Raw genomic sequence first — 12760 nt, forward strand, 5'->3', positions numbered from 1 at the left:
GTGGCGCTCGGTGAGTACCGACGACGCCCCGCGCGAGAACATCCCGACCGGCCCCGGCCCGTCCCGGCCGCACCTGTACTACCGCGACTCCGGCGGTGAGGACGCCCGCGACTCGCCGGTGGTCCTGGTCCACGGTATGGGCGGGGACGGCGCCACGTGGAACCGGTTCGCGCAGAGCCTGATCCGCCGTGGTCGGCGCGTGATCGTGCCCGATCTGCGTGGGCACGGCCGCAGTGGCCGCGCCGCCGACTACTCCTTCGCCACGTTCGCGGACGATCTCGAGGCGCTGCTCGACCGCCTCCGCCTGACGCGTGTGGACCTGGTCGGGCATTCGCTCGGCGGACACACGGCCACGCTCGTCGCGCAACGCCGCGGCGACGCGGTGCGCAAGCTGGTGGTCGAGGAGGCCCCGTTGCCGCTGCGTCCCGGTGACCCGCCGCCGGTCCTGGGCGGAGCGCCGTCGCCGCGGGAGCTGCTGCACGCCCTGTCGTCGATCGTGCGCCATCCGCGTGCGGCGTGGGCGTTCGACCGGTCGATGACGGCGCCCGCTCTGACGCAGTTCCGCACCCCGGACCCGGCGTGGTGGTCGGCGCTGGCGTCCGTGACCGCGGACGTGCTGCTGGTCGTGGGTGGGTTGACCGGCATGGTCGACCGCGAGCGCCTCGCCGCGGCGGTCGCGGGGCTGCCGCGCAGTCGGGTGGTGGCGGTCGACAGTGGGCACAGTGTGCACCGAGATCGCTTCGAGGAGTTCAGGACTGCGGTGGAGCCGTTCCTCGACGGTCTGTGACCCGTCCAGACTCGTCGTCGACGCCTCGTGTCGACGTCGACCGCGACGCTACGGTCGGCGACATGCCGCTGCCCACGCGCACCACCGAGCCGTTCGCCCTCACCGCACTCGACGCCCGACTTGCCGGCCGCGCGGCCCTGTACGGCGTGTCGGAGTTCAGTCTGATCACCGTCACCGGATCCGGCGGTCCCGCCTACGTGCAGCTGCAGGTGTGTCCGTCCGGCGCGCGCTACCGCGCGGTGATCGAGAACCTGAGTCCGCGGGCGGCCCGCGATCTGAGGAAGGGTTACATCGCCAACTTCCACCACCCGGTGCTGTACGCGCAGGCGCTGCGGCTCGCCGCCGTGCGCCTGTCCGAACTGCTGCCGATCTCGCCGACCACCCGCTCGGTGCTCCTCGCCGCGCCCGCGCTGGCCGCCACCGCCGACATCGCGGAGAACGTGGTCAATCTCTGGATGCACGAGGACACCCGGCGCATCACCGACGCCACCGCCACGACGTCGAGCGTGCTCGCCGCCGTCAAATGGACGGGCACGATCGGACCGCTGCTCTACCTCTCGCGCGGCTTCCTGCCCCTGTGGTTCGGGGCCGTCCGGGACCGAGTGCCAGGATGGTCACGGAAGTCCTGACATCCCAGCATCCACGGAGGATCCGACGATGGCCGTCACCGCTCTGCTCGACCTCAGCCTCGATCCGGCCCGCCTGCCGGAGGCGCATCGCGTGCTCGCCGAGACCCTCGTCGCCACACGGGGATTCGACGGGTGCCTGGACGTCCGCGTGACCGCGGACGTCGAGGATCCCGCGCACGTCGTGGTCGTCGAGACGTGGCAGAGCCGGGAGCACGACGCCGCCTACCGCGCCTTCCGCGCGTCGCCCGAGGGGCGCAGCGAACTCGGCACCGTGCTGGTCGCCGCGCCGACGTTGACCGTGCTCGAGCAACTCGACATCTGAGCGGATCCGGTGCGCGCCGGTCACGACCGGTCGGCGAGCCAGGATGCGAAGTCCTGCTCGCCGCGGCGGAACTCGCCGGTGGGAAGCAGGGCGCCCGAGGCCATGCCGCGACCGGCGGCTCCCGGCACGCGCAGGGGCAGCACCAGACGACGCGACCCGCGGGCGCGCAGGACCCGCCGAGCCAGTTCCACCTGTGATTCCGGTGCCGGACCGGCGATCTCGACGACGGCCCGGCGCGGGGCGGCCGTGGCCACCTCGACGAGGAACGCCGCGACCTCGTCGACGGCGACCGGCCGGCTCCGCATGACCGGGACCACCGCGATCGGGCCCCGTGTCATGGTGAGGGTCTGGTCGGTGAACTCGTGGAACTGCGTCGCGCGAACCACGGTCCACGGCACGTCGGACTCGCGGATCAGCTTCTCCTGCAGCCGTTTTCCGGCGTAGTAGCCGGAGTCGACGCGGTCCGAGCCGACGATGGACAGTGCCACGTGATGTCCCACCCCGAGCCGCGCTTCCGCTCCCAGCAGCGTGCGGGTGACGGCGCCGAAGAACCGCTCGGAGGTCGACCGGGAGAGGGTGGTGACGTTGCTCGCGTCGATCACCGCCGCGACGCCGCCGAGGGCGTCGTCGAGCACCGTCGCGACGCCGCCGAGGGCGTCGTCGATCACCGCCGAGGGGACCGTCAGATCGATGCCGGCGGACCGGGACAGCACCACGGCCTCGTGTCCTGCGGCGCGGACGTGGTCCACGACCCGTCGTCCCGTCGTTCCCGTTCCTCCTGCCACGGCGATTCTCACGATGGCCGTTCCTTCCCGTGTCGACATACTGGAGCCGAGATGCGGCGTCCCATCGTGACATCGCGCGGGCGAGGCGAGAAGCCGAGTGAACGGAGAACCGAGGGCCATGGCGGGTGCGTACGCGATCGTGTCGGGGGCGAGCATCGCGGGCCTGTCCGCCGCTCTGTGGCTCCGCCGAGCCGGATGGGACGTCACGGTGCTCGAGCGGGCGCCGCGGTTCCGCGACGGAGGGCAGAACGTCGACGTGCGCGGCATCGCACGGGACGTGCTGGACCGCGCCGGGCTGACCGAGCGGGTCCGTGCGCTGAACACCACCGAGACCGCCACCGTCATGATCGGTGACCGCGGGCCGATCGGCGAGCTGCCCTCCGATGGGCCGGACGGGCCGACGGCGGAGTTCGAGATCCTCCGCGGCGACCTGGCCGGGGCGATACGCGACCTCCTCCCGCCCGAGGTGACCGTCCGCTTCGGCGAGTCCGTGTCCGCGGTGCACGACGGCGGCCGCCGTGTCGTCACCACCTCGACGGACGAGCTGCGCGGCGATCTGCTGGTGATCGCCGAGGGGGTGCGGTCGAGCACCCGCGATCTCGTCTTCGCCGACGACGTCGTCACGCGGGTGCCGATGGGGATCGACATGGTGTTCGGCACGATCCCTCGGACGGCGGACGACGACGACCGGTGGCGTTGGTACATCACCCACGGCGGGCGGCAGGCCCATCTGCGGCCGGACCCGCACGGCACCACCCGAGCGTTGCTCTCCTGTACCGCGGAGGACGATCTGGTGGGCGCGGACAGGGACCGCCTGCTCGCACTGCTGCGGCGCCGGTTCGGCGACGTCGGCTGGGCCGCTCCGCGCATTCTGGCCGGGTTCGCCGACACGGACGATCTCTACGTCGACCGGCTCGAACAGATCCGCATGAGCACCTGGCGTCGAGACCGGGTGGTGTGCCTCGGGGACGCCGCGTGGTGCGTCACCCCGCTCGGCGGCGGCGGTGCGTCCCTCGCTCTGACGGCCGGGTACGTGCTGGCCGCGTTCGTTCCGCCGGGGGCCGACGACGACACCGTGCGGCGCGGGCTCGCCGACGCCGAGCGGTGGTTGCGGCCGGTGGTCGACGAGGTGCAGTCCGTCGACCCGCGGGTGCTGCGCCTGGCCTATCCGCGGTCGCGGGCGGCGCTGGCGGTGACGCGTCTGGCGGTGCGGGCCGTGACGCGAACGCCGTTGTCCCGGCTGGTCGCCGGGGCGGGTGAGGTGGTGCCGACGGACCGGGACCTGCCGGAGTTCACGGCGCGCCGCTGACCCCCGAGGGCGGGTTCAGTGGCCGATCCCGACCTTCGCGTGCACCCGTTTCATCCAGGCGGGGGCCCACCAGTTGGCCTCGCCCATCAGCTTGACCAGGGACGGCACCAGCAGCATGCGGATGATGGTCGCGTCGATGATGAGCGCGAGGATCATGCCGACGCCGACGAACCGCATGATCGACAGGCCGGACACCGCGAAGGCGCCGGTGACGATGATGAGGATGAGGGCGGCGGCCGTCACGATGCGTCCCGTGCGCTGCGCGCCCACGAGGACGGCCGCCTCCGTGCTCGCGCCGGCCGTGCGGGCCTCGACCATGCGGGACATGAGGAACACCTCGTAGTCCGTCGACAGGCCGAAGACCACGGCGAGGATCAGCACGACGAACGTCGCTTCCAGCGGTGCGGGACTGACGCCGAGCAGGGAGGCGCCGTTGCCCTCCTGGAAGATGAACGTCAGCGCGCCGAACGTCGCGGCCATGCTGAGCGCGGCCATGGCGACCGCCTTGATCGGCAGCACCACCGACCCGAAGGCCAGGAACAGCAGCACCAGGGTCGAGCCGACCATGATCGCGAGCATCACCGGCAGCCAGTGCATGATCGCGGTGTTGCCGTCGAGCACCAGGGCAGCCGCACCGCCCACGGTGAGTGTGGTGCCGTCCGGTTCGGGAATCGCGCGGATCTCCTTCACCAGTTCCTGCTGCTCGGTGGAGTCGACCCCGGAGGCGAACGTCGCGTCGATGACCACGAAATTGCCGCTGGCCGTTCCGAACTGCACGTTCGCCACACCCTCGACGGCGCGGGTGGCGGTGACGACCGCGTTGATCGCCGGCCCGTTCGGGCGTGCGGAGTCACCGGTCAACACCAGGGTGGCGCTGTCGCCGGTGCTGCGGAAGTCGTCGGTGAGCGTCTCGTAGGCGATGCGCGCGGGATCGTCCGCGGGCAGAGCGGTGTAGGACACCTCGCCGAGCGTCGTCTTCAGCAGGGGGCTCGCGAGGATCAGCAGACCGGCGGTGATGACCGTCGCCACGATCACCGGTCGCCGCATCACGCGGGTGACGATGCCGCCCCACAGGTGATGCGCGCGTTCCTCGCCACGATCCGACGCCGTGCGCGACCAGGTGATCGCGTTGATGCGCGGGCCGAGGATGGCCAGGACGGCGGGTACCGCGGTGAGGGAGAGGATCGCGGCGCAGCCGACGGCGGCCATGGCGCCGTAGCCGAGCGAGCGGATGATCGCCTGCGGGAAGACCAGCATTCCCGCGAACGCGCAGACGAGCAGCAGGCCGGAGAACGCGATGGTCCGCCCGGCCGTGAGCACCGTGCGTCGCGCGGCCTCGCGGCCGTCGGCGCCCTTCCGCAGTTCCTCGCGGAACCGGCTGACGACGAACAGGCCGTAGTCGATGGCCAGGCCGAGGCCCAGCAGCGAGGCCACGTTGATCGCGAAGGACGAGATGTCGGTGAACTCCGTGAAGATGCGCAACACGGTGAGCGCCCCCGCGACGGCCAGGACTCCCACCGTCACCGGCACCGCGGCCGCCACCACGCCGCCGAAGATGAAGACCAGCAGGATCAGCGTGATCGGAATGGCGATGATCTCCGCCCGCACCAGGTCCTGCTGCAACTGGGTGTTGAACGAGATGCCGGCGACCGACGCCCCGGCGAACTGCGTCTGGATGCCCTGCGCCTCGAGCTTCGGCAGCAGGTCACCGAAGGACTGCAGGGTCACTCCCGTGTCACCGCCCAGGGACACCGTCGCGAGGGCCTTGGTGCCGTCGGTCGAGGCGAGGAATTCCTTCTGCGCGGCGGGCGCCGACCAGTAGGAGGTGACGTTCTCGGGCTGCACCTCGGCCTCGAACGCGTCGAGAACTCCGGTGACCTCGGGGCCGATGTCGTCGAGCGTGCGGCCCTCGGGGGCGGTGTAGATGGCGATGATGTCCGGCGCGGCCGTGCCCAGGCCCTGGATCTGGCGGGACACCGCCACTGCTTCGCTGCCGGGGTCCTCGTACCCACCCTGGCTGAGCTTGCCGAACACGCCGAGTCCCCACGTGGCGCCGGTGAGCACGATCAGGACCGCGGCGATCAGCACCCACCACGGCCGTGACACCACGAACGACGCCCAACGTGTCACAGCAGTTCTCCCTCTCGAGGTGTTCTCCGTCCGACCCCCGGCAGCGACTGTAGTGAACCGACTCGAGGGAACTCTGTGACGTGTTCGGACCGGGCGGTCAGTCGGGTGTGTCGACGGGGTCGGCAGGGTCGGCCAGCTCGGAGGTGTCGACGGTCACCGCGGTGGGCGGTCGCAGCGCGGTGACGGTGGCCCAGCCGTGCTCGACGAGGCTCGCATCGCTGTCGTCGTCGGTCTCGGTGTGGATCTCGTCGAACCGCACGGTGACGAACTCGTCGTCGCGGTCGCCGATCTCGGCCTGCACGGCGCCGAAGGTCGCGAGCCGGGCGGCGCGGATGCCGCGTAGGTCCGACGGTGGCACGGCCGGCACGTTGACGTTGATCACGCGATCGGGGTCGAGATGGTCGAGGAACCACCGCAGGGCGCGGGCGGTGACGTCGGCCGCGGTGTCCCAGGACGTGGCGGCGGGTCGGGCGGCACCGGGGTCCGCGCTCGGGTCGCCGGTGCGCGACGACACGGCGGCGAGCGACGACGCGTCCACCCCGGCCAGCGACACGGCCAGCCCGGGGATGCCGTGGGTGACGGCGGTCAGAGCTGCACCGACGGTGCCGGAGTGCAGCACCGCCGACCCGGTGTTGGGGCCGTGATTGATGCCGGACAGCACGACGTCCGGTCGCGGCCCGAACGCGCCGCGCGAGGCGACGAAGGCGATGAGGGCGGGGGAGGCGTGCACCGCGAAGGCGTCCACGTCGAGATCGTCGACGACGGTGCGCGTACTGCGCAGCCGCCCGCCGTCCTCGAGTCCGGACAGCGCGGCGGACGCGCCGCTGCGTTCCTCGTGCGGCGCGGCGACCACGACGTCGAGTCCGGCCTCGACGGCCACCCGCGTCAGGACCGCGATGCCGCGGCTCGACACCCCGTCGTCGTTGGTGATCAGTGCGCGCACGATGACCTCCCGGTCGGCTGCTCGTCGATGTCCACTCGGTCTCCGTCACGGCCGGTACGGCCGCACCTCGACCGAGCGCGCGACCGTGTCGACCAGTCCTCGCTGTCCTGTACCCAGTCCACGTCGGGTCACGTTCGCGGTTCCGGCGGCCCCGCCGAGGCGCAGGGCGTCCTCCATCGAGGCGCCGTGTGCCAGGGCGGTGGCGATGCCGGCACTCATGGAATCGCCGGCGCCGTGGTGGTCGGTCTGCTCCAGCGCCGGGGTGAGCACCTCGAGGACCGTGCCGTCGACCAGGGCGAGGGCCGGCTCGGCGGCACGGGAGAGGACGACGGTCTCCGCGCCCTCGTCGTGCAGGGCACGCATCGCGTCGATGAGCGCGTCCGGGTCCTCGGAGTCGGCCCGCCCGTCCTCGACGAGGTCCTCGTGGCTCATCTTGAGCACGGTGAGCCCGCCGGCGAGGGCGGCGGTGGCCGTCGGCCCGGAGAGGTCGGCGACCACCGGTGTGCCGAGGGAGCGCAGGTCGCTGCAGAGCCGTCGGTAGAAGTCGGGCGGGACGACTTCGTCGGTGTGCGGACCGCCGAGCAGGGCGATGTCGGCGCCGGCACCGCACTCGAGCGCGAGGCCGAAGAGGTCGTCGAGGGCGTGCCGGGCGAGCGGCGGGGGGTCGATGGTGGCGACCTCGGTACGTTCCCCGTCCCGACGATCGTGCACGTAGGACCCGGATTCGGTACCGAGGTCGACGGCGCGGACCGTGATGTTCTCGCGGCCGATGAGGTCGCGCAGGACGGCGCCGCTCTCGCCGCCGAACGCGCCGGTGAGCGTGACGTCGAGGCCGAGGTTGACGGCCATGCGGGCGATCCAGTGTCCCTGCCCGCCGGCGTGGACGTGCAACTCGGTGTTCCCGCCCGGTGCCGTGTCGAGGGTGATCGTCAGCAGGGGCGACGGTGCGAACACCATCGCCGTCGGGGTCTTCGCGGTGGTGGCCATCGTGCCACTGTGCCCGTTTCGTCCCGTTGTGAAACGGGTTTGCGACGTGTCGGTGGGCCGTGCTGCAATGGTCTCATCGGTACGAACACGTGTTCGAACACATGCCGGGCGTGACGGTCGAGAGGGGAGGGGGCGGACGTGGGATGGAACGACGGTCCGCCCAACTGGACGGAGATGGAGCGGTTGCTCTCCGGACGTCCCCGTCCAGGGTCGAGGGTGATCGATCCTCTGGTGGGCGACGGCGGAGACAGCCCGGCGTGGTCCCGCAAGCGGTCGCCGTACGAGGGCGAGGTGCGCCGCCCGGCCACCACGGTGCCCTACGCGGAACTGCACGCGCACTCGTCCTTCAGCTTCCTCGACGGCGCCTCGCAGCCGGAGGAGATGGTCGAGGAGGCCGTCCGGCTGGGGCTGGACGCGATCGCCCTCACCGATCACGACGGCATGTACGGGGTGGTGCGGTTCGCCGAGGCGGCGAAGGAACTCGGCATGAAGACGGTGTTCGGGTCCGAGCTGTCGCTGTCCGGCGCGGCCCCGGCGGAGTCGCGCGCGGGCACCGTCGATCCGGACGGCGTCCACCTGCTGGTGCTCGCCCGCGGGCAGGAGGGGTACCGGCGGCTGTCCCGGCAGATCGCCGCCGCGCACCTCGTGGGCGGGGAGAAGGGCCGACCGCAGTACGACCTCGACGCGCTCACCGAGGCCGCCGGTGGCCACTGGCAGATCCTCACGGGGTGCCGCAAGGGGAGTGTGCGTGCGGGCCTGGCGCGCGACGGCCTCGCGGGGGCCGACGCCGCGCTGCAGGATCTGGTCGATCGCTTCGGTTCGAATCGGGTGAGCGTCGAGCTCACCGCGCAGGGCGTGCCGGAGGACGACGAGCGCAACGACGCGTTGGCCGGCCTCGCGGCCCGGTACGGGCTGGGCGTCGTGGCCACCACGGCGGCGCATTTCGCCCGTCCGGACCGTCGCCGGTTGGCCATGGCGATGGCGGCCGTGCGGGCCCGGCGCAGCCTGGACGAGGCGTCGGGGTGGCTGCCGCCACTCGGGGGCGCGCACCTGCGGTCGGGGGTGGAGATGGATCGGATGTTCGCGCCGTATCCGACGGCCGTGTCCGGCGCGGCGGCACTGGGGGAGGAGTGCGCGTTCGATCTGCATCTGATCGCGCCGCAGCTGCCTCCGTTCGACGTGCCGGACGGACACACCGAGATCTCCTGGCTGCGCGAGCTGACCTACCGCGGCGCGGCGCGGCGCTACGGCCGGCCGGAGGAGGACCCGGCCGCCTACGCCCAGATCGAGCACGAGCTCACCGTGATCGAGCAGTTGAACTTCCCCGGTTACTTCCTCGTGGTCCACGACATCGTGGCGTTCTGCAAGCAGGCCGACATCCTGTGTCAGGGACGAGGATCGGCCGCCAACTCCGCCGTCTGCTACGCCATCGGCATCACCCACGTCGACCCGGTGCGCAACGGGCTGCTGTTCGAGCGATTCCTCTCCGTCGAGCGCGACGGCCCACCGGACATCGACGTCGACATCGAGTCCGACCGCCGCGAGGAAGCCATCCAACACGTCTACGCCAGGTACGGCCGGGACTACGCGGCGCAGGTGGCCAACGTCATCACCTATCGCGGCAAGTCCTCGGTGCGGGACATGGCGCGAGCGTTGGGCGCCTCGCAGGGACAGCAGGACGCCTGGAGCAAGCAGATCACCCGGTGGTCCGGCGTCGGGTCGGCCGACCTCGTCGCCGAATCGCGGGAGACCTCGATCCCCGTTCCCGTCCTGGACCTGGCCGCGCAGATCGAGAACTTCCCGCGTCACCTCGGAATCCATTCCGGGGGCATGGTGATCTGCGATCGACCCATCGCCGACGTGTGCCCGGTGGAGTGGGCGCGCATGGCGGGTCGGACGGTCCTGCAGTGGGACAAGGACGACTGCGCCGCCGTCGGGCTGGTGAAGTTCGACATGCTCGGTCTCGGCATGCTCTCCGCGCTGCACTACATGATCGATCTGGTGAAGGAGCACAAGGGAATCCACGTGGACCTCGCCGAACTCGACCTCGGTGAGGCGGCGGTGTACGAGATGCTCCAGCGGGCCGACTCGGTGGGAGTGTTCCAGGTGGAGTCGCGAGCGCAGATGGCCACCCTGCCCCGCCTCAAGCCCCGCGAGTTCTACGACCTGGTGGTGGAGGTCGCGTTGATCCGCCCCGGGCCCATCCAGGGACACTCGGTGCACCCGTACGTCCGCCGCCGCAACGGGCTCGAGCCCGTGACGTTCGACCATCCCTCGCTCGAACGCGCCCTCGAGCGCACCCTCGGCGTCCCCCTGTTCCAGGAACAGCTGATGCAGATGGCCGTCGACGTGGCGGGGTTCTCCGCGACCGAGGCCGATCAGCTGCGCCGAGCCATGGGGTCCAAGCGCAGCCCCGAGAAGATGGAGCGGATGCGGGAGCGGTTCTACGCCGGCATGCGCGAGCTGCACGACATCACCGGCCCCAAAGCCGACCGCATCTTCGACAAGCTCTACGCCTTTGCCAACTTCGGGTTCCCCGAGAGCCATTCGCAGAGTTTCGCGTCGCTGGTGTTCTATTCGTCGTGGTTCAAGCTGCATCACCCGGCGGCGTTCTGCGCGGGACTGCTGCGGGCGCAACCGATGGGCTTCTACTCACCGCAGTCCCTGGTGGCCGACGCACGCCGCCACGGGGTGGCGGTGCACGGGCCGGACGTGCAGGCCTCGCTCGCCCACGCCACCGTCGAGAACGCGGGCCTCGAGGTCCGGCTCGGTCTCGCGGAGGTACGCGGCATCGGCACGGACCTGGCGGAGACCATCGTCGCGGCCCGGGCCGACGGACCGTTCCGCGCCCTGCTCGATTTCACCGGTCGCGTGGAACTGACGGTGGCGCAGACGGAGTCGCTCGCCACCGCCGGCGCGTTGGCGTGCTTCGGCATCACCCGGCGGGAAGCGCTGTGGGCGGCCGGCGCCGCCGCGGCGGAGCGCCCCGATCGCCTGCCCGCCGTGGGGGCGTCGATTCGAGCGCCGTCGCTGCCCGGTATGAGCGCCTGGGAACTCGCCGCCGCCGACATCTGGGCCACCGGCGTCTCCCCGGACAGCTACCCCACGCAGTTCCTCCGGGAGCGGCTGGACGAGTTGCAGGTGGTCCCGGCCGATCGGCTCCTGTCGGTGACCGACGGTGATCGGGTGCTGGTGGCCGGCGCTGTCACCCACCGACAACGCCCGGCGACGGCCGCCGGCGTCACCTTCGTCAACCTCGAGGACGAGACCGGCATGATCAACGTGGTCTGCTCGGTAGGGGTGTGGCACAAGTACAAGCAGGCGGCCCAGCTCTCGCAGGCGCTCTACGTCCGCGGCATAGTGCAGAACGCCGAGGGTGTGGTCACCCTGGTCGCGGACAAACTCGAGCCCCTCGACCTCCGTGTGTTGCTGCGCAGTCGTGACTTCCGCTGAGCCCGGCCGTACACCGTGCCGGCGGGCGCGGTCCCGTGCCACCATGCGCCCATGAGAACAGCGCGTCCGAGAACAGCGCCCACGACAAGGCTGGCCGCCGTCCTGTGCATCGCGGGTCTGCTCGCGGCGGCCGGATGTGCCACCCGTGAGCCGGATCTCGGGCCGAGCGGCGAACCCCACGACGCCGGTGCCGTCAGCGCCCCCGGAACCGACTCGGGCATCGCCCTCACCGAGGCGGCCCCGGCACGCTCGCAGGTCACGCCGACCCGCCAGGACGTCGTGAACGCCGCCGTCTCCCTCGTCGCGGACGATCCGATCGCCGCGGCGGACCGCACGCAGGCGATCGCCGAGAACCGCGGCGGTCGAGTCGACTCTCGCACCGACTCGCCGTCGGTCGACGACGGACCCGCGTCCGCCGCGCTGACGGTGCGGGTGCCGGCCGACGGCCTCGACGCGGCACTCGACGAGGTCGGCACGGTCGGCCGCGTCACCGCGGTCGGGGTGGATCGGACGGACGTCACCGATCAGGTGACCGACGTCGACGCCCGCATCGCCGCCCTCGACGCCACCGTGACCCGACTGCGCGACCTCCTCGCCACCGCGTCGTCCACCGCCGATCTACTCGCCGCCGAGACGGCCCTGTCGGATCGGCAGGGGGAACTCGACAGCCTGCGGGGGCAGCAGCAGTCCCTGCGCGAGCGAATCGACCTCGCCACCGTGTCGGTGCAGATCACCGAGACCGAGACCGCGTCCCGCGGCGGGGTCGGCGACGCCTTCGCCGACGGCTGGCACGCGCTGCTGCGAGCGCTCACCGCGGTGGGGCTGTTCCTCGTCGCCGCGGTGCCGTGGGCCGCGCTCGTCGCGGTGCTCGTCGGCCTCGTGATCGGCCTGCTCCGACTGCGTCGGCGCCGCCGCACCCGAGCCCGACCGGCTCAGATGCTGCCCTCGAACCCGAGCTGACGCCACGCCTCGTAGATCACGACGGACGCCGCGTTGGTGATGTTCATCGACCGTCGGCCCGCCAGCATGGGGATGCGCAGTCGGTCCGTCACGTGCGGATCGGCGAGCACCTCCGGCGCGAGGCCGGTGGGCTCGGGGCCGAGCAGCAACACGTCGCCCGCGCGGTACTGCACGGAGGCGTAGGACGTCGTCGCGTGCGCAGTCAGGGCGAAGACCCGTTCCGGCGCCAGTGCCTCCCAGGCGGCGGCCAGGCTCGGGTGCACCGTCACCGACGCCAGGTCGTGATAGTCCAACCCCGCCCGCTTCAACTTCGGCTCGGACAGGTCGAACCCCAGCGGTTCGACGAGGTGCAGCTCGCACCCGGTTCCGGCCACGAGCCGAATGGCGTTGCCGGTGTTCTGCGGGATGCGGGGCTCGTGGAACATCAGACGAAACACCCGATCAGCCTGCCACGT

The 12760-nt window shown here is 71.6% G+C and carries 11 protein-coding genes; 6 read left to right on the forward strand and 5 right to left on the reverse strand.

Translation table 11 applies throughout. The features are described from left to right. The first annotated feature begins 10 nt into the window (after window positions 1-10). The 3 genes from HQ603_RS03235 (at window position 11) to HQ603_RS03245 (ending at window position 1738) form a co-directional block, all read left to right on the forward strand. Window positions 11-787: an alpha/beta fold hydrolase gene (locus HQ603_RS03235; RefSeq protein ID WP_371830955.1), complete on the forward strand. Its 777-nt coding sequence runs from the start codon at window positions 11-13 to the stop codon at window positions 785-787. Between the two features lie 62 nt (window positions 788-849). Beyond that, complete coding sequence (locus HQ603_RS03240; RefSeq protein ID WP_222682875.1) at window positions 850-1416, forward strand: hypothetical protein; 567 nt, start codon at window positions 850-852, stop codon at window positions 1414-1416. 28 nt (window positions 1417-1444) lie between these two features. Then, window positions 1445-1738: a putative quinol monooxygenase gene (locus HQ603_RS03245; protein WP_222682876.1), complete on the forward strand. Its 294-nt coding sequence runs from the start codon at window positions 1445-1447 to the stop codon at window positions 1736-1738. Between the two features lie 20 nt (window positions 1739-1758). Here the strand turns inward: HQ603_RS03245 and HQ603_RS03250 are convergent, their stop codons facing one another. Further along, entirely contained in the window at window positions 1759-2535 is a 777-nt protein-coding gene (locus HQ603_RS03250; RefSeq protein WP_222682877.1) for an SDR family oxidoreductase, read from the reverse strand. 106 nt (window positions 2536-2641) lie between these two features. Here HQ603_RS03250 and HQ603_RS03255 point away from each other — a divergent pair, with 106 nt between their 5' ends. After that, window positions 2642-3832: an FAD-dependent monooxygenase gene (locus tag HQ603_RS03255; RefSeq protein ID WP_222682878.1), complete on the forward strand. Its 1191-nt coding sequence runs from the start codon at window positions 2642-2644 to the stop codon at window positions 3830-3832. Window positions 3833-3847: 15 nt separating this feature from the next. Here the strand turns inward: HQ603_RS03255 and HQ603_RS03260 are convergent, their stop codons facing one another. From HQ603_RS03260 to HQ603_RS03270, 3 genes are all read right to left on the reverse strand, one after another. Then, window positions 3848-5962 carry an MMPL family transporter gene (locus HQ603_RS03260; protein WP_222682879.1) on the reverse strand — a complete coding sequence of 705 codons (2115 nt, stop codon included), beginning with the start codon at window positions 5960-5962 and terminating at the stop codon, window positions 3848-3850. Between the two features lie 97 nt (window positions 5963-6059). After that, window positions 6060-6905, reverse strand: a complete 846-nt coding sequence (surE, locus tag HQ603_RS03265) for a 5'/3'-nucleotidase SurE (protein WP_222682880.1) — start codon at window positions 6903-6905, stop codon at window positions 6060-6062. A 45-nt stretch (window positions 6906-6950) separates the two neighbouring features. Then, the gene (locus HQ603_RS03270; RefSeq protein ID WP_222682881.1) at window positions 6951-7892 is read right to left on the reverse strand and encodes a 1-phosphofructokinase family hexose kinase; all 942 of its coding nucleotides are present in this window, start codon (window positions 7890-7892) and stop codon (window positions 6951-6953) included. 138 nt (window positions 7893-8030) lie between these two features. On the opposite strand from HQ603_RS03270, the gene HQ603_RS03275 reads away from it, so the two are divergent. Both HQ603_RS03275 and HQ603_RS03280 read left to right on the forward strand, forming a co-directional pair. Further along, a complete protein-coding gene (locus HQ603_RS03275) occupies window positions 8031-11345 on the forward strand; it encodes an error-prone DNA polymerase (protein ID WP_222682882.1) in 3315 nt (1104 codons plus the stop codon). A 51-nt stretch (window positions 11346-11396) separates the two neighbouring features. Next, window positions 11397-12305, forward strand: coding sequence for a DUF4349 domain-containing protein (locus HQ603_RS03280; RefSeq protein ID WP_222682883.1), 909 nt, complete (start codon window positions 11397-11399; stop codon window positions 12303-12305). On the opposite strand, the gene HQ603_RS03285 is transcribed toward HQ603_RS03280, so the two are convergent. Further along, window positions 12278-12742, reverse strand: coding sequence for a tRNA (cytidine(34)-2'-O)-methyltransferase (locus HQ603_RS03285; protein ID WP_222682884.1), 465 nt, complete (start codon window positions 12740-12742; stop codon window positions 12278-12280). The genes HQ603_RS03280 and HQ603_RS03285 overlap by 28 nt on opposite strands. Between the last annotated feature and the right edge of the window lie 18 nt (window positions 12743-12760).

Origin of the sequence: Rhodococcoides corynebacterioides, from assembly GCF_019834675.1 — a bacterium.
Taxonomy (GTDB): Bacteria; Actinomycetota; Actinomycetes; order Mycobacteriales; family Mycobacteriaceae; genus Rhodococcoides; species Rhodococcoides corynebacterioides_A.

What these genes read in the sequence shown, in the direction of transcription:
- HQ603_RS03245 (WP_222682876.1), top strand. Translation starts at nt 1,445, where the DNA reads ATGGCCGTCACCGCTCTGCTCGACCTCAGCCTCGATCCGGCCCGCCTG.
- HQ603_RS03280 (WP_222682883.1), top strand. Translation starts at nt 11,397, where the DNA reads ATGAGAACAGCGCGTCCGAGAACAGCGCCCACGACAAGGCTGGCCGCC.
- HQ603_RS03240 (WP_222682875.1), top strand. Translation starts at nt 850, where the DNA reads ATGCCGCTGCCCACGCGCACCACCGAGCCGTTCGCCCTCACCGCACTC.
- HQ603_RS03270 (WP_222682881.1), bottom strand. Translation starts at nt 7,892, where the DNA reads ATGGCCACCACCGCGAAGACCCCGACGGCGATGGTGTTCGCACCGTCG.
- HQ603_RS03255 (WP_222682878.1), top strand. Translation starts at nt 2,642, where the DNA reads ATGGCGGGTGCGTACGCGATCGTGTCGGGGGCGAGCATCGCGGGCCTG.